The organism is Bradyrhizobium australafricanum, assembly GCF_020329495.1.
Lineage (GTDB): Bacteria > Pseudomonadota > Alphaproteobacteria > Rhizobiales > Xanthobacteraceae > Bradyrhizobium > Bradyrhizobium australafricanum.
Genome location: NZ_JAGKJL010000042.1, coordinates 25,686 through 41,585, shown reverse-complemented (window position 1 = coordinate 41,585; position 15,900 = coordinate 25,686). Strand labels below are relative to the sequence as shown.

The window sequence follows — 15,900 nt, the reverse complement described above, 5'->3', positions numbered from 1 at the left end:
GGGCTGGTTTGATGGGCAAAAGGTCAGCCGGGGGTTTAGTTATGTCCGGTTCCTGATATACACCACCGCCGTTCCCGCATACGTCTCGCTCGATCATGACCAAACCCGTCGTTACCCGCTTCGCCCCCTCTCCGACCGGCTTCCTCCATATCGGAGGTGCCCGCACCGCGCTGTTCAACTGGCTCTATGCCAGGAAGCTCGGCGGCAAGATGCTGCTCCGGATTGAGGACACCGACCGTGAACGCTCGACCAAGGAGGCGATCGACGCCATCCTGGACGGCCTGAAGTGGCTCGAGCTCGATTGGGACGGCGAGGTCATCTACCAGTTCAGCCGCGCCGCCCGCCATCGCGAGGTCGCCGAGAGCCTGCTCGCCGCCGGGCGCGCCTATTACTGCTATGCCTCGCCGGAAGAGCTCACCGCGATGCGCGAGAGGGCGCGCGCCGAGGGCCGCACCCGCCTCTATGACGGCATGTGGCGCGACCGCGATCCGGCCACCGCCCCCGACGGCATCAAGCCGACCATCCGCCTCAAGGCGCCGCAGACCGGCGAAACCGTGATCGAGGACCAGGTGCAGGGCCGCGTGGTCTGGCAGAACGAGAACCTCGACGACCTCGTCCTGCTGCGCGGCGACGGCACCCCGACCTACATGCTCGCGGTCGTGGTCGACGACCACGATATGGCCGTCACTCACATCATCCGCGGCGACGACCACCTGATCAACGCCGCGCGCCAGAAGCAGATCTACGACGCCCTGGAGTGGGAACTGCCGAGCATGTCCCACATTCCGCTGATCCACGGTCCCGACGGCTCGAAACTGTCGAAGCGCCATGGCGCGCTCGGCGTCGACGCCTACCGCGCCCTCGGCTACCTGCCGGCCGCCTTGCGCAACTACCTCGTCCGGCTCGGCTGGAGCCATGGCGATCAGGAGATCTTCTCGACCCAGGAGATGATCGACGCGTTCGACCTCTCGGGCATCGGCCGTTCTGCGGCACGGTTCGATTTCGCCAAGCTGGAGAACCTCAACGGTCACTATATCCGGCAGAGCGACGATCAATCCCTCGTGACCCAGTTCGAGAGCGTGCTGGATTATGTTCCCGAGGGCGCCGCGCTGAAGGCCAAGCTCAACGACACCACCCGCGCGCAATTGCTGCGGGCGATGCCGAGCCTGAAGGAGCGCGCCAAGACGCTGATCGAGCTGATCTCGGGCGCCTACTTCATCTTCGCCGATCGTCCGCTCGCGCTCGATCCGAAAGCTGTGGCGCTGCTGACGCCGGAAACGCGTGCGTTGATCGGCCGCCTGCGCACCGCGCTGGAAGCCGTCAACGACTGGACGGCGGAAACCACCGAGACCGCGATGCGGAATTTCGCCGAGCAGAACAACCTGAAACTCGGCGCCGTCGCCCAGCCGCTGCGGGTGGCACTGACGGGACGCACGACGTCGCCGGGCATATTCGACGTGCTGGCCGTGCTGGGACGCCGGGAGTGCCTTGCCCGCCTCGCCGATCAGGCGGCGTGATCCTGCATGGACCCCCTCCAGGGTCCATCTTGCAGCGCACATGGCAATGAGCTACCCAATCCCGGACGCTTTCTCCACAAGCCGTTCCGCCCCGCCATGGGCCGCAATTTAGCGACTGGGCAAGGTCGGTTTTCGCAACGAATTCATCGGGGATATCACGATGGACGCAAAATCCAGCAAGACAGCCACACTCACCATCGGCAACAAGAACTACGATTTCCCGATCCTGAGCGGCACGGTTGGGCCTGATGTCATCGACATCGCCAAGCTCTACGGCCAGGCCGGGGTGTTCACCTACGACCCCGGCTTCACCTCGACCGGCAGCTGCCAGTCGAAGATCACCTACATCGACGGCGACGCCGGCGTGCTCGAATACCGCGGCTATCCGATCGAGCAGCTCGCCGAGCACGGCGACTTCCTCGAGACCTGCTACCTGCTGCTGTACGGGGATCTTCCGACCCCGGCGCAGAAGAAGGACTTCGACCATCGCGTGATCCATCACACGATGGTGCATGAGCAGATGGCGCGGTTCTTCCAGGGCTTCCGCCGCGACGCTCATCCGATGGCGATCATGGTCGCCGCCGTCGGCGCGCTGGCCGCGTTCTATCACGACTCCACCGACATCAACGATCCGCGTCAACGCATGATCGCCTCGATGCGCATGATCGCGAAGGTGCCGACGCTGGCAGCGATGGCCTACAAGTACACGGTCGGCCAGCCCTTCGTGTATCCGAAGAACTCGCTCTCGTTTGCCGAGAACTTCCTCAACATGTGCTTCGCGGTGCCCTGCGAGGACTACAAGATCAACCCGGTGCTCGCCGACGCGCTCGACAAGATCTTCATCCTGCACGCCGACCACGAGCAGAACGCCTCGACCTCGACGGTACGCATCGCCGGCTCCTCGGGTGCCAACCCGTTCGCCTGCATCGCGGCCGGCATCGCCTGCCTGTGGGGCCCGGCGCATGGCGGCGCCAACGAGGCCGCGCTCAACATGCTCTACGACATCGGCAAGGTCGAAAACATTCCGGACTTCATCGCCAAGGTGAAGGACAAGAACAGCGAAGTTCGCCTGATGGGCTTCGGCCACCGCGTCTACAAGAACTACGATCCGCGCGCCAAGATCATGCAGAAGATGTGTCACGCGGTGCTGAAGGAGACCGGCCACGGCGACGATCCGATGCTCAAGGTCGCGATGGAGCTCGAGAAAATCGCGCTCAGCGATCCCTACTTCATCGATCGCAAGCTCTACCCGAACGTCGACTTCTATTCGGGCATCACGCTGAAGGCGATGGGCTTCCCGGTCTCGATGTTCACCGTGCTGTTCGCGGTCGCCCGCACCGTCGGCTGGATCAGCCAGTGGAGCGAGATGATCGAGGACCCGCAGCAGAAGATCGGCCGTCCGCGCCAGCTCTACACCGGCGTCGCGCGCCGCGACTATGTGCAGATCGACAAGCGCAAGTAAGCTGCATCGCTGAAGAGAATCCGGGACGGCGCCATCATTCCTGATGGCGCCGTTTTCGTTTGCCCCGTGCAACTTCGGTCGCGATCGCGTCAAGGCGTGGCAGCCAGAACGCCCTGAACCGGTCGAGCCAGTCGTCGACCTCGCGCAGCCGCGCCGGCTCGACCGCATAGATGCGGCGCGTGCCCTCGGCGCGCACCGACGCGAAACCGGCGTCGCGCAAGATCCGCAGCTGCTGCGACACCGCCGACTGGGTGATGCCGAACTCGCGCTGCACGACCGCAACGACGTCGCCCGAACTGTGCTCGCCGGTCGCAAGCAGTTCCAGGATGCGCCGGCGGACGGGATCGCCGAGGATGTCGAAGGCGTGCAAGGTCGCTAAAGCGCGATGAGACTGCGTCGTCATCCCGCTTTAGCTCTTTGTTTGAGCATGATCTCCGCGCAAACGCGCTTCGCGTTTGTCGCGAGGGAAAACCGCCTCACACTTTTCCGGATCATGCTCTAGCCTCCGCTCCCCGGCTCCGGCTCGCCGCAATAGGCCGCCGTGGTGTTTGCGGCCGATCTGCGCGCCGCAGCCTCCTCGGTGCCCGCCGCGATCGAGGCCCTGCACCAGTCCTCGCTGGCGCGGCGGATGAATTCCTTGCCGTCGTCGGTGGCTGGCCAGGCGGACGCGGCGGCGCGGTCGAATTCCTCGCCGGGCGGCATGGCCAGATAGAGCGCGAGCCCGAGCAGCGCGAGATCCCAGCCGACGCCGACGGCACCGGCCCCGTAGCGGTCCCAGAAGTCGCCCTCGATCACCGAGAGGTGTTCCAATTCCAAGCGCGTGGCGTCCGGACCGTTCTCGGCCAGTGTCACGGTAACCCAGCTGACCGTGCCCATGGACTCCCACGTGACGGCAAGCCGGCGCGGCGGCTCACACGCCGTGATCTCGCCGCCCGCATGGCCCTGGAACTGATAGCGGCCGCCAAGCCTCAGGTCGCCCGAGATCGGCAGGAACCAGCGCGGAATGCGTTCGGGGTTGGTCAGCACATCCCAGAGATCGGCGATGTCGGTGTCGTAGCTGCGGGTCGCGATCACCGCCCGCGCTGGCTTGCCGTCGCGTTCCCGGAACGCGACTTCGCGAATGACGGCTCCGACATAGGCGACCGGGTCGATCTTCATGGCAGGCTCCGTATCTATATTAGCTATTACTAATATTAGTACGGTCTAAATATTCGGCGCAAGCGGGATCGTCGCGGCGGGATGTCGCTACAGAGCGAGGACACCATCGATTGGCTAGGCCGAACGGCGGCCCATTTCCGCCAGCACGATGTCGGCGGCGCGCACGCTCGGCGGCTGGTCGCCGGTCGACATCTTCCCGTCCATCGTCGCGAATCCCACGAGCTGCCGCAGACGATCGGGCGTATCCGCAAGCACGTCGCCCAGCGCCGCTGCGAGCTTGTCCGGCGTGCAGTCCTCCTGCAGGAACTCGGGAATGATATCGCTGCCGATCACGAGATTGGCGAGGATCACCGAGGAGACCCGGATCGCACGGCGCAGGATGAACGCCTCGGCGGCGCCGACGCGATAGGCCGTCACCATGGGAATCCCTGACAGCGCGAGCTCCAGCGTCACCGTGCCCGACTTCGCGAGCGCAGCGCGGGCGACACGGAACGCGGCGCGCTTCTCGGTCTCGCCGATCGCGAGCCGCGGCACCACCGGCCACGACGCGACTCCCTCGCGCACCATCGCCTCGAGATGCGGCATGGTGGGAAGCACGAGCTCGAACGGCGTCTGCTTGTTGAGCTGGCCGAGCGCCGTGCCGAACAGCGCCAGATGATGCCTGATCTCGCTGCGCCGGCTTCCGGGCAGCACCAACAGCACCGGAGGCTGCGCATCGCGCCGCTTCTGCTCGTCCTCGTTCGGCCGCAGCGAGGCGAGCTGCTCGGTCAGGGGGTGGCCGACATAGCTGCACGGCGGTCCCTGCAGCTTGCGATATTCCTCCGGCTCGAACGGCAGCAGCGCGAGCACGTGATCGACATAGCCCCGCATCGCGCGCGCCCTGCCCGGCCGCCACGCCCAAACCGACGGCGACACGTAATCGACGATCGGAATGTTCGGGTTGCGGGCGCGGACGCGACGGGCGACGCGGTGGGTGAAATCGGGGCTGTCGATGATGACGAGCATGTCAGGCGCGTCGGCGAGCACGGCATCGGCGGTGCGCCGGATCAATCGCAGGATTTTCGGCAATTGCTTCACGACGGCAGCAAAGCCCATGATCGAGAGCTCTTCGATCGGAAACAGCGGGGCGATTCCCTGAGCAGTCATCGCCCGGCCGCCGATGCCGGAAAACTGCACGGCATCGCCGAGCCGCTGGCGCAGCACCTGCATCAGTGCCGCGCCGAGGCGGTCGCCGGATTCCTCGGTCGCGATGAGGAAGATCTTGCGAGCGGTGCTGGGGCTGCGCAGCTGCATCAGCCCGCCAGCCCGATGACAAACAGCCCCTTGGCGTCGGCGGCCTCGACCAGGGCCTGCGGCTCGGCGGCTAGCGTATTGCCGGCGATCACGGCGATGCCGGCGATACCGGCGGCTGCCGCGCCCTCGACCGTCCGCGGGCCGATGGTCGGCAGATCGAAGCGCAGATCCTGCCGACTCTTCGGCGCCTTCACCAGCACGCCGCGGCCGGCCTTGGCGCGAATGCGGCCCTCGGCGCGCAGCCGCGCGACGCGCGCGAGCAGCCCGTCGGTACCCTCGATATCCTCGACCGCCACTACATGACCGTCGATCACCACGGCCGCCTGACCGATGTCGAACGGGCCGAGCGCGTCAAGCACGCCGCGTCCGCGCGCGATGTCGGCGAGCGCCGTGCTGTCGGGCGCCGCGCGCGTCACGGCGCCCTCCGGCATCAACAGATCGGGCGCGACATCCTTGATCCCGACCATGCGGAAGCCCTGCTGCTCGAGGATGCGGCCAACGCTCGACAGCAAATGATCGTCGCCGCCGCGAAATGCGCGCACGACATGGCCGAGCAGGCGCAGCGTGTCCCAGTCGAGCCGGATCTCCGACAGCGCGGGCCGCACCAGGGTGCCGATAAAGATCAGATCGCGGCAGCCTTCGTCGCGGAACAGCCGGGTCGCCCGCCCGAGCTGGCCGACCGAGATCCAGCGGTGACGAAACCGCTGCGCGCGCGCCGGATCGCAGGCGCCGCGCAGCGCGAACAGCACCGGCGTGATGCCGCGCGCAACCAGGGAGTCGGCGACGGCGAACGGCATGGCGCCGCCGCCGGCGATGACGCCGACCGGCGAGGAAAGCGAGGGAGCCGCTGACGTCATGCTGGCGGCCATCCCCTGCTCAGTTGCTATCGGCGGGAAGGCAGAGCGGGCGCAGCTTGCCGCCCTCGATGAAGGCCAGAATTTCCGCAATCGCGGGATCATCGCCCGCCAGCGGCTGCACCGAAGCCAGCCGCTCGGCGAAGATGCCGGGGCCGTGGAACAGCTTTTGATAGAACGCGCGCACCGTCGCCAGCCGCGCCTTGGTGAACTGGCGGCGCCGCATGCCGATGATGTTGAGTCCTTCGAGAACCGCGTACTGACCGTTGGCGAGGCCGAACGGGATGATGTCGCCGCGAACGCCGCAGACGCCACCGATCATCACCTGCGAGCCGACGCGGGTGAACTGGTGCACAGCCGACAGGCCGCCGATATAGACGAAGTCGCCGATCTCGCAGTGGCCGCCGAGCGTCGCCGACGTCGCGAAGATCACGCCATTGCCGACCATGCAGTCATGGCCGACATGGCTGTTGTTCATGAAGAAGCCGCGATCGCCGACGCGGGTGAGCCCGCCGCCCTTGACCGTGCCGACATTCATCGTCACGCCCTCGCGGATGGTGCAGGCTTCGCCGACTTCGAGGCGGGTCGGCTCGCCGCGATAGCTGAGATCCTGCGGCGGCCCGCCGAGCGCTGCGAATGGCGAGATGATGCAGCCGGCGCCGATCCTGGTATGCCCGCTGATCGTGACATGCGCGATCAGCTTGCAGTTCTCGCCGAGCACGACGTTGGGGCCGACGATGCAGTACGGACCGATCTCGGTGCCGGCCCCGATCACAGCGCCATCGGCAATCCGCGCAGTCGGGTCGATCATGCTCATGAAGTTTCGGTCCGGAATTCGTTAATGGCGCCAAGGTGCTATCGAGGCGCCAGGCTGTCGATTGGGGCGGTCGTTAGCGCGACTTTGCCCGCCCTGTCCAGTGACGTATGATGACGGCCTGTTGCAAGAGAAGGTCGCAACCGAACCATGGTCCGGGCCGCCGCGCTGATCCTCAGCCTGCTCTCTGCGCCAATCGGCCCGGAGACGGTCGATCTCGGCAACAGCACGGCGGTCGACCTCTCGACCTTCGAATGCCGCGACATCAACCGCAGCACGATCGTCCAGCGGGTCTGCTACAGCACGGATCAGCGCGCGCTGCTGGTGGCGGTCAGAGGCAGCTACCAGCACTATTGCGGCGTCCCTGCCGAAACCTACGACGCGCTGATGAACGCACCGTCGATGGGCATCTTCCTCAATCGCGTCCTGCGGATCGCGGGCGCGGACGGCCGCTACACCTGCACAACGTCGTGAGCCCGGCGCGGACTAATCCGTCAGCATCGCACCGACATCGGCTTCGGCGACGACCTGGCCGTTGACCTTGGCATCACCGTGAAACCACCACATCGTCTTGCGCCGGCCGAGCGAGCGCATGTGATACTCGATGGTGTCGCCGGGCATCACCGGCTTCCTGAACTTGCACTTGTCGATGGTGAGGAAATACACCGCGCGCGGCTTCTCGGTGCCCTCGACCGACTTGATCCCGATGACGCCGGCGGTCTGGGCCATCGCCTCGATCATCATCACACCGGGGTAGACCGGGCGGTCCGGGAAGTGGCCCTGGAACGGCGGCTCGTTGAAGGTGACGTTCTTGATGCCGATGCCGCTGTAGTCGGTGCGGATCTTGATCACCCGGTCGATCAGCAACATCGGAAAGCGATGCGGAAGCGTCTTTAGGATATCGTTGATATCCACCAGCTCGAATTTGACCGGTGCCTCCTCCATCACTCCTGCCCCTCACCTTTGGCTTCGTTGTCGCGCACCAGACGCTCCACTGCGATAATTTCCCTGAACCACTGCTTGGTCGGCTTGGCGAAATGCCCGCCCCACCGACCGTTGGCCGGGATGTCGTCCTTGACCGCGCTCATCGCCGTCACCTGGGCGCCGTCGCCGATCTTGAGGTGGTTGTTGATGCCCACCTTGGCGCCGAGCGCGACATTGTCGCCGATGGTCAGGCTGCCGGCGAGCCCGATCTGGGCCGCCAGCAGGCAGTGCCGGCCGATCGTCACATTGTGGCCGATCTGGACCTGATTGTCGATTTTGGTGCCCTCGCCGACCACGGTGTCGCGCAGGGAACCGCGGTCGATGGTCGAGGCGGCGCCCACCTCGACATCGTTCTGGATCACCACGCGGCCGGTCTGCGGCACCTTCACATGGCCGGCCGGCCCGAAGAAGATGAAGCCGTAGCCGTCCTGGCCGATATTGCAGCCGGGATGGATCAGGACGTTGTTGCCGATCAGCGCGAACTGAATGGTGGTCTTGGCGCCGACATTGCAGTCGCGGCCGATCTTGACGTCGGCCCCGATCACCGCGCCGGCGCCGATGATGGTGCCCGAGCCGATCTCGACCCGCGGGCCGATCACGACCAGCGGATCGACGATGACGCCGTCCTCGAGGCGTGCGCTGGGATCGATGATCGCCGACGGCGCGATGCCCTCGGTGTCGAACCAGGATTGCGGCCGCAGGGCATCGGCGTGCCATTCGCGGGCGAGCTCGACGAACGCCTGGAACGGCTTCGCCGCCCGCAGCACGGCAGTGCCCTTCGGCACCTGTGCCTCGAAGCGCGGGCTGACCAGACACGCCCCGGCCTTGGTCGCGGCAAGCTGGTCTGCGTATTTCAGATTGTCGAAAAAGGCGAGATGCATCGGACCGGCCTCGTCGAGCGAGGCCAGCCCCCTGATCTGAAGCGCGCCCCTTTCGGGGTCGACCAGTTGCGCCTTCGTCAGCGCGGCTATTTCAGCCAGCGATGACGAAGGAGGACTCTTGTAGAAGATCGGCTGCGCCATTCCATCCGTCGCAGTCCGGTTGGCAATCGGTCTTAGAACGTCGTACCGCCGCCAAACCGGAATTCTTGCGTGCGGTCAAACGCACCCTTGGTCAGCGGCACCGCGTAGTCGAAGCGCAGCGGACCGAACGGTGACTGCCAGATCAGGCCGACACCGACCGAGGTACGGACAACCTTGCTGTCATCGTAGCTCAGGCCAAGGCACGTACCCGGAGACGGCGGATTGTTCGTCGGCCTGACACAGCCAGGCACGTTGACTTCGCCGGTCGCCGCCCACGAGGTCGGGCCCTGGTAGTCGTACAGGCCGCCGGCGTCGGCATAGACCGCGCCCTTGAGCCCGACTTCCTTCGGCAGGAACCAGAACGGCATCTGCAGTTCCGCCGACACGCCCCAGTACTTGGTGCCGCCGATGGCGTCCATGGTGCCGTACGGGTTGATGTCACGCGGACCGATACCGTTCGGCGCAAAGCCGCGGACCAGGTTCGGGCCCATCTGGAAGTGATCGAGCATGCGCAGGTCCGAGGTCCCGAGCTTGTTCAGGATGCCGCCCTGGGCGTGGATCACGCCGACGATGTCGGAGACCAGCGGGGTGTAGTACTTCGCGTCGATCGCGGTCTTGATGTAGCTGACGTCACCGCCAACGCCGGCGAAGTCCTGCTTGAAGTCGACGATCAGACCGTCGGTCGGGTTCTTGTTATTGTCGAGCGTGTTGTAGTTGAGCGTGTAACCCAGCGCCGACGTGAGGGTCTTGCCGCCCGCCAGCTCCTTGCGGACCGGCAGCGAGGCTTCGCCGTCGAAGAAGCAGCCGAGACCATTGGTCGACACCAGGCTGATCCCGTTCAGGTTCGCATAGGCCGGGCTCGGATTGAACGCGGGATTGGGCGTTCCATCCGGCAGGAGCGGCACGTTGTTACAGTTGTTCAGCGTCGACGGCAGGGTGATTTCCTGCTGGTAGATCGAGTAGCGCAGCTGCAGCGACAGATCTTCCCGCAGGCTGAAGCCGAGCCGCGGGCTGAAGCCCAGCGTCTTGGTGCCGTACGCGATGTAGCTGTTGGACAGCTGCTGGCGCTGATAGAGGTCGAGGCCGAGCGCGACGCGGTAGTCGAGCAGATAGGGCTCGACGAACGACAGCGAGTAGCCACGGGCATACTGGCCGTAGGTCACCGACGCCTTCGCGTACAGGCCGCGGCCGAGCAGGTTGCGCTCGGAGACGCTGACTTCGGCCAGCGCGCCGTCGGTGGTCGAGTAACCGCCTGACACCGAGAAGTCGCCGGTCGACTTCTCCTCGAGATCGACGATCAGGATGACGCGATCGCTGGAGGAGCCCGGCTCGGTGGTGATCTTCACCGTCTTGAAGAAGTCGAGGTTCTTCAGCCGACGCTCGGCACGGTCGACCAGCGCACGGTTGTAGGCGTCGCCTTCCGAGATATCGAACTCGCGGCGGATCACGTAGTCGCGGGTACGGCTGTTGCCGCGGATGTTGATGCGCTCGATATAGGTGCGCGGACCTTCGTCGATCGCGAAGGTGATCGACACCGTGTGATTGTCGAAGTTGCGATCGCCGCGCGGCCGGACCACCGCGAAGGCGTAGCCGCGGCGCGATGCTTCGATCTGCATCTCCTCGACCGATTTCTCCAGCGCCTCGGCGTTGTAGAGCGAGCCGACATTGACGCGCGAGTAGGTGCGCAGCGCGTTCGGATCGAGCGTTGCGATCGACGACGTATAGTTGACCGACGCGACGCGGTACTGCTGGCCTTCCTCGATCTTGAAGGTAACCAGGAAGCCCTTCTTCTCGGGATCGTATTCGGTCAGCGCGGCCACGACCTGGACGTCGGCATAGCCGTTCTTGAGATAGAAGCGACGCAGCAGGTCGCGATCGGCCTCGACCCGGTCGGGATCGTAGACGTCGTTGCCGCCGAGGAAGCTCAGGATGTTCGATTCGCGGGTCTTGATGACGTCGCGCAGGCGGGACGCCGAATAGGCGCTGTTGCCGATGAACTCGATCGACCGGACGCCGGTCTTCACGCCTTCATTGACCTCGAAGATCAGGTCGACGCGGTTGTTCGGCTGCTCGATGATCTGCGGATTGACCCGCACATCGTAGCGGCCGGACCGACGGTAGATTTCGGCGATGCGCAGGGCGTCCGACTGGACCATCGGGCGCGAGAACGTGCCGCGCGGCTTGGACTGCACTTCAGCGGTGAGCTGTTCGTCCTTGATCTTCTTGTTGCCCTCGAAGGCAACGCGGCCGATCACCGGGTTCTCGACCACGACCACGACGAGGCGCCCGCCCCGCTGGTCGATATGGACGTCCTGAAACAGGCCGGTCTCGATCAGCGCCTTCAGACCGTCGTCGATCTGGGCCTGGGCCAGCCGACCGCCCGGTCCGGGATGGAAGTAGGAGCGGATGGTTTCAAGCTCGACACGGCGGTTCCCCTCCACCGTGATCGAATCGACGGTCTGCGCCGACGCAGGCACAGACACAGCTACGGTCGCCAAGGTGGCAACCACCGGCGCGGCGAACATGACCAAGGCGGCGAACAGCCCCCCCCTCACTCGCATTCCAAACATCATGCGCAATGCGCCCTTATCTTAACGATGCCAGATCGTTCCCCAACGACCCGACAGATTCCCAACCTGCCGCTCAGCTTGTAACCAAATTTGCCAAGGGGGCAAACTTACTAGAGCCGAACATTTCCATTTTCGTTCCAAGACGTTGCCCATTGGCAACGCCACAAAAAAGCCCGTTTCAGGACCCGGCGATCCTCAGGATGTCGTTATACGTCGCAAACACCATCAGCATCAGGACCAGACCCAGCCCGATTCGGAAACCCACCTCCTGCGTCCGCTCCGACAACGGGCGTCCCCGCAGCGCCTCAGCGCTGTAGAAAAGCAGGTGTCCGCCATCCAAAAGCGGGATCGGAAACAGGTTCAGCAGACCGATCGAGACCGACAGGATGGCGCAAAGGTTGATCACGAACTGGAACCCGGCGCTCGCGGCCTGCCCCGACAGCTTCGCGATTCCAATGACTCCGCTCACCTCGGCCGGATTGCCGGTTCCAACGAACAGCGACCCCAGGAACTTGAACGTGCTGGAAATGATGTACCAAACCTGCTCGACGCCGATCTTCAGGGCCTCCAGCACGCCGACCGAGGCGCTGGTCGCTTCGCCGACCTGAGCCTTGTGCTCGATTCCGAGCACGCCGATTCGGTGGGCATTGCCGAAGGGGTCCTTGACCTCCCTGAGCGCCGGCGTCGCCTTGAGCGCGACGATCGCGCCATCGCGCTTCACCTTGAACCCAAGCTCTGAACCAGCATTCGAAGCTACAATCCGCTGCATGTCGGCGAAGCTCTGGATCGCGCTGCCGTCGATATCCACGACGACATCGCCGACCTTGAAGCCTGCATTCGCGGCAACGCTTTCGGCCACCAGGCCGTCGACCCGGGCAATCGTGCTCGGCTTGCCGTAGTAGAGCGCCATGCCCGCGAAAATCAGAGCGCCGAGAATGAAGTTCGCCACCGGGCCGGCCGCAACGATGGCGGTGCGCTTTCCGACCGATTTGTGATGGAAGCTGCCTTCACGCTCTTCCGCCGTCATGGCGGCGAGCGTCTCGGTGGACGGCGTCGAAGCCTCGCTGTCGTCGCCGAAGAATTTGACGTAGCCGCCGAGCGGAATCGCCGAGATCTTCCAGCGCGTGCCATGCCGGTCGTTGAAGCCGGCGAGCTCCGGGCCGAAGCCCAGCGAGAACGTCAACACCTTCACGCCGGCCCAGCGCGCGACCAGGAAGTGGCCGAGCTCATGGAAGAAGACGACGATGGTCAGGACGAAGAGGAAGGGAACGATGGTACCGAGAAGCCCATGACTCAACGCATTGATACTATGAATAAAATACTCGGGCATTCGATTTTCCCTCGACAAGAGCCAAAGGCTCCGTCCCCAACCCTCTAGGTTGCCTTTAAGGCAATTTGAGGCAATAGGGCGGCAGCTTTATTTCGCGCGATATGGTCAACGGAAATCGCATCATCCGCCGAGTGCAGTGGTGGCTGATTCCCTGACTTGATCCAATCGTTCATCGTCGCCTCGACCAGCCGGGCGATCGCGCCGAACTTGATCTTGCCGGCGATAAACGCGGCGACCGCGATCTCGTTCGCGGCGTTGTAGACCGTCGTCGCGCCGTGCCCCATCCTCAGCGCCTCGTATGCCAGCCGCAGCCCCGGGAAGCGTTCAAAGTCCGGCGCCTCGAAGGTGAGCTGTCCGATCTTGGCGAGATCGAGCTTGGCGGATGGGCCGACGACGCGGTCGGGCCAGCCGAGGCAATGCGCGATCGGGATCCGCATATCGGGCGTGCCGAGCTGAGCGACCACCGAGCGATCGGAGAACTCGACCATGCCGTGGATGATCGACTGCGGGTGCACCAGCACGTCGATTTCGTCGGGCGTCAGAGCGAACAGATAGGACGCCTCGATCACCTCGAGACCCTTGTTCATCATCGAGGCGGAATCGATCGTGATCTTCTGCCCCATGCTCCAATTGGGATGCTTCAGCGCCTGTTCCAGCGTCGCCTGCTCGATGTCGGCGGGCGCCCAGGTACGGAACGGGCCGCCGGACGCGGTGATGATCACCCGCGTCAGTTCCTCGCGATTGCCGGAAGCCAGCGCCTGGAACAGCGCATTGTGCTCGGAGTCCGCCGGCAGGATGCAGGCGCCGGCCTTCCTGGCCCGCTCCATGAAGATATCGCCGGCGCAGACCAAACATTCCTTGTTGGCCAGCGCGACGGTGGCACCACGATCGACCGCGGCAAGCGCAGGCTTCAGCCCGGCCGCGCCGCTGACCGCCGCCATCACCCAATCGGCCGGCCGCGCGGCCGCTTCGATGATCGCGCTCTCCCCGGCCCCGCATTCGGTCCGGGTTCCGGTCAGCGCGTCCTTCAGCTCCGAAAGCTTCGCCGGATCGGCAATGGCTGCGAACCGCGCGCCGAATTCCTTGGCCAGCTTGGCGAGGCCCTCGACATTGCTGTTCGCGGTCAGCGCCTCGACCCGGTAGCGGTCGCGCGCGCCGCGCAGCAGATCCATGGTGCTGTCGCCGATCGAGCCGGTAGCACCGAGGACGGTTACGGTCCGCAGGGCGGATGCCGCCGCGGCCTTGTTGTTACGCAACGGAACTGCGCTCATCTCATCACCAAACCATAAGACCGCGCCCGACGCCATCGGCGCCACCACGGAGAAAGCCGAAAATCGCCGCCACAATGACGGCCGCGACAAATCCGTCCAGGCGGTCCAGGAGGCCGCCGTGACCGGGAATGATGTGACTCGAATCCTTCACGCCGAACCGCCGCTTCACCGCGGATTCGAAGAGATCGCCAAGTTGCGAGACCACCGACAACACGGCGCCGAGCATCAAGAGCGGACCGGTCGAGCCGATCTCAAGGGCGGCAAAGCCGGCAGCGACCAGCAGGCTCGCCACGAAGCCGCCAACCGCGCCCGCCCATGTCTTCTTCGGGCTGACCCGCACCCAGAGCTTCGGCCCGCCGATGCTGCGGCCCGCGAAATAGCCGCCGATATCGGTGACCCACACGATCAGCAACACGAACATCAGCGCGGCAAAGCCCTTCGCCGTGTCGAGGCGCAGCAGGACCGATGCGATCTCGGCCCCTGCCGCATAGAGCAATCCCGCAATGGCCCAGTTGCGCCGCGCGCCGGACGTCAGCGCCACAACAACCGCACCGGCGGCGAGTACGATCAGGGCCGCATCGATACGGCCGGCCATCAGGCACAGTCCGGCGAGCAGCAACGCGACCACGCCGGGCACCACGACACGGAGTTCGCATCCGAGTCCGGTGACACCAAGCCATTCCGCGAACAATCCGGCCGCCGCCAATGTCACGAGGAGCGACCAGGCGACGCCACCCATATAGGCCAGCGCGATCGCAACCGGCGCCAGCACCAGCGCCGCTATCACGCGCATCGCGAGATTGCGCGACCCCTGCTCGTTTGCTGCCGCCGGCGCGGCCTCGCCCTCGGTCACGATCCGGTTTTCGCAGCGAGCCCGCCGAACCGGCGCTCGCGCTTGCCGTACTCTGCAATCGCGCCTTCGAGCGCCGCCTTGTCGAAATCCGGCCAGTGAATCGGCACGAACACGAGTTCGCTATAGGCGGCCTGCCACATCAGGAAGTTGGACAGACGCTGCTCGCCGCTGGTGCGGATAATCAGATCCGGATCCGGAATGTCGGGCGCATCGAGATATTGCCCGAGCGCGTCGGCATCGATGGAGTTGGCGTCGCGCTTGCCTTCGGCAACCTCGCGCGCGAGGCGCCGCGCCGCGGCGGCGATCTCCGCCCGCGAACCATAGTTGAAGGCGACCACAAGGTTGAGCTTGACGTTGTTCTTCGTCAGCTCCTCTGCCTCGTTGAGCAGCGCGCAGATGTCGGCGTCAAGCCCGTCACGCTCGCCGATCACGCGCACCCGCACCCCGTCACGATGCAGCGTCGCCAGATCGTTGCGGATGAAGCGGCGCAACAGGCCGAACAGATCGCCGATCTCGCTCGCGGGCCGCGACCAGTTTTCCGAGCTGAAAGAAAAAATGGTGAGATAGACGATGCCGATTTCATGGGCCGCACGCACCACGCGGCGCAGCGCTTCGACGCCGCGGCGATGGCCCTCGACGCGCGGCAGGCCTCGCGAAGCGGCCCAGCGCCCGTTGCCGTCCATGATGATGGCCACATGCAACGGACTGCCGGAGCGATCCGGTCCGTCAGTTGCTGGGGCGGCGGCGTTCGACATCGGCTCGTTCCCGTAGC

The 15,900-nt window shown here is 65.2% G+C and carries 15 protein-coding genes; 3 read left to right on the top strand and 12 right to left on the bottom strand.

The window, feature by feature from the left end; all coding sequences use genetic code 11:
* Positions 1–95: 95 nt before the first annotated feature.
* On the top strand, positions 96–1,517 hold the full coding sequence (gene gltX / locus J6525_RS30690; RefSeq protein WP_225647499.1) for a glutamate--tRNA ligase: 1,422 nt from the start codon (positions 96–98) through the stop codon (positions 1,515–1,517).
* Positions 1,518–1,677: 160 nt separating this feature from the next.
* Positions 1,678–2,979: a citrate synthase gene (gene gltA / locus J6525_RS30685; RefSeq protein WP_225647497.1), complete on the top strand. Its 1,302-nt coding sequence runs from the start codon at positions 1,678–1,680 to the stop codon at positions 2,977–2,979.
* Positions 2,980–3,013: 34 nt separating this feature from the next.
* Here gltA and J6525_RS30680 read toward each other — a convergent pair whose 3' ends face one another.
* The 5 genes from J6525_RS30680 to lpxA form a co-directional block, all read right to left on the bottom strand.
* On the bottom strand, positions 3,014–3,382 hold the full coding sequence (locus J6525_RS30680) for an ArsR/SmtB family transcription factor (protein ID WP_225647496.1): 369 nt from the start codon (positions 3,380–3,382) through the stop codon (positions 3,014–3,016).
* A 95-nt stretch (positions 3,383–3,477) separates the two neighbouring features.
* Positions 3,478–4,137: an SRPBCC family protein gene (locus tag J6525_RS30675; protein WP_225647495.1), complete on the bottom strand. Its 660-nt coding sequence runs from the start codon at positions 4,135–4,137 to the stop codon at positions 3,478–3,480.
* A 114-nt stretch (positions 4,138–4,251) separates the two neighbouring features.
* Positions 4,252–5,430, bottom strand: a complete 1,179-nt coding sequence (gene lpxB / locus J6525_RS30670) for a lipid-A-disaccharide synthase (RefSeq protein WP_225647494.1) — start codon at positions 5,428–5,430, stop codon at positions 4,252–4,254.
* Entirely contained in the window at positions 5,430–6,287 is an 858-nt protein-coding gene (locus tag J6525_RS30665) for an LpxI family protein (RefSeq protein ID WP_225647493.1), read from the bottom strand. Before J6525_RS30665 ends, lpxB begins: the two co-directional genes overlap by 1 nt.
* A gap of 19 nt (positions 6,288–6,306) precedes the next feature.
* On the bottom strand, positions 6,307–7,101 hold the full coding sequence (lpxA, locus tag J6525_RS30660) for an acyl-ACP--UDP-N-acetylglucosamine O-acyltransferase (RefSeq protein WP_225647492.1): 795 nt from the start codon (positions 7,099–7,101) through the stop codon (positions 6,307–6,309).
* Positions 7,102–7,248: 147 nt separating this feature from the next.
* Between lpxA and J6525_RS30655 the strand changes: the two genes are divergently transcribed.
* On the top strand, positions 7,249–7,572 hold the full coding sequence (locus J6525_RS30655; RefSeq protein WP_225647488.1) for a KTSC domain-containing protein: 324 nt from the start codon (positions 7,249–7,251) through the stop codon (positions 7,570–7,572).
* Between the two features lie 12 nt (positions 7,573–7,584).
* Here the strand turns inward: J6525_RS30655 and fabZ are convergent, their stop codons facing one another.
* The 7 genes from fabZ to J6525_RS30620 all read right to left on the bottom strand — a co-directional run bounded on the left by fabZ (position 7,585) and on the right by J6525_RS30620 (position 15,883).
* Complete coding sequence (fabZ, locus tag J6525_RS30650; protein ID WP_016841580.1) at positions 7,585–8,043, bottom strand: 3-hydroxyacyl-ACP dehydratase FabZ; 459 nt, start codon at positions 8,041–8,043, stop codon at positions 7,585–7,587.
* Positions 8,043–9,104, bottom strand: coding sequence for a UDP-3-O-(3-hydroxymyristoyl)glucosamine N-acyltransferase (lpxD, locus tag J6525_RS30645; RefSeq protein ID WP_225647486.1), 1,062 nt, complete (start codon positions 9,102–9,104; stop codon positions 8,043–8,045). Before lpxD ends, fabZ begins: the two co-directional genes overlap by 1 nt.
* 32 nt (positions 9,105–9,136) lie before the next feature.
* Positions 9,137–11,677 (bottom strand): outer membrane protein assembly factor BamA, encoded by a 2,541-nt coding sequence (gene bamA, locus J6525_RS30640; protein ID WP_225647485.1) that lies wholly within the window; start codon positions 11,675–11,677, stop codon positions 9,137–9,139.
* A gap of 175 nt (positions 11,678–11,852) precedes the next feature.
* Positions 11,853–13,004: an RIP metalloprotease RseP gene (gene rseP / locus J6525_RS30635; RefSeq protein ID WP_028339659.1), complete on the bottom strand. Its 1,152-nt coding sequence runs from the start codon at positions 13,002–13,004 to the stop codon at positions 11,853–11,855.
* Between the two features lie 44 nt (positions 13,005–13,048).
* Positions 13,049–14,275, bottom strand: a complete 1,227-nt coding sequence (gene dxr / locus J6525_RS30630; RefSeq protein ID WP_225647484.1) for a 1-deoxy-D-xylulose-5-phosphate reductoisomerase — start codon at positions 14,273–14,275, stop codon at positions 13,049–13,051.
* Between the two features lie 4 nt (positions 14,276–14,279).
* Positions 14,280–15,128, bottom strand: coding sequence for a phosphatidate cytidylyltransferase (locus tag J6525_RS30625; protein WP_225647483.1), 849 nt, complete (start codon positions 15,126–15,128; stop codon positions 14,280–14,282).
* A complete protein-coding gene (locus J6525_RS30620) occupies positions 15,125–15,883 on the bottom strand; it encodes an isoprenyl transferase (RefSeq protein ID WP_092077416.1) in 759 nt (252 codons plus the stop codon). Before J6525_RS30620 ends, J6525_RS30625 begins: the two co-directional genes overlap by 4 nt.
* Positions 15,884–15,900: the final 17 nt, after the last annotated feature.

Excerpts from the sequence above, each read along its gene's own strand:
- gltX (WP_225647499.1), top strand. The coding sequence starts at position 96 with ATGACCAAACCCGTCGTTACCCGCTTCGCCCCCTCTCCGACCGGCTTC.
- gltA (WP_225647497.1), top strand. The coding sequence starts at position 1,678 with ATGGACGCAAAATCCAGCAAGACAGCCACACTCACCATCGGCAACAAG.
- J6525_RS30680 (WP_225647496.1), bottom strand. The coding sequence starts at position 3,382 with ATGACGACGCAGTCTCATCGCGCTTTAGCGACCTTGCACGCCTTCGAC.
- J6525_RS30675 (WP_225647495.1), bottom strand. The coding sequence starts at position 4,137 with ATGAAGATCGACCCGGTCGCCTATGTCGGAGCCGTCATTCGCGAAGTC.
- lpxB (WP_225647494.1), bottom strand. The coding sequence starts at position 5,430 with ATGCAGCTGCGCAGCCCCAGCACCGCTCGCAAGATCTTCCTCATCGCG.
- J6525_RS30665 (WP_225647493.1), bottom strand. The coding sequence starts at position 6,287 with ATGACGTCAGCGGCTCCCTCGCTTTCCTCGCCGGTCGGCGTCATCGCC.
- lpxA (WP_225647492.1), bottom strand. The coding sequence starts at position 7,101 with ATGAGCATGATCGACCCGACTGCGCGGATTGCCGATGGCGCTGTGATC.
- J6525_RS30655 (WP_225647488.1), top strand. The coding sequence starts at position 7,249 with ATGGTCCGGGCCGCCGCGCTGATCCTCAGCCTGCTCTCTGCGCCAATC.
- fabZ (WP_016841580.1), bottom strand. The coding sequence starts at position 8,043 with ATGGAGGAGGCACCGGTCAAATTCGAGCTGGTGGATATCAACGATATC.
- lpxD (WP_225647486.1), bottom strand. The coding sequence starts at position 9,104 with ATGGCGCAGCCGATCTTCTACAAGAGTCCTCCTTCGTCATCGCTGGCT.
- bamA (WP_225647485.1), bottom strand. The coding sequence starts at position 11,677 with ATGATGTTTGGAATGCGAGTGAGGGGGGGGCTGTTCGCCGCCTTGGTC.
- rseP (WP_028339659.1), bottom strand. The coding sequence starts at position 13,004 with ATGCCCGAGTATTTTATTCATAGTATCAATGCGTTGAGTCATGGGCTT.
- dxr (WP_225647484.1), bottom strand. The coding sequence starts at position 14,275 with ATGAGCGCAGTTCCGTTGCGTAACAACAAGGCCGCGGCGGCATCCGCC.
- J6525_RS30620 (WP_092077416.1), bottom strand. The coding sequence starts at position 15,883 with ATGTCGAACGCCGCCGCCCCAGCAACTGACGGACCGGATCGCTCCGGC.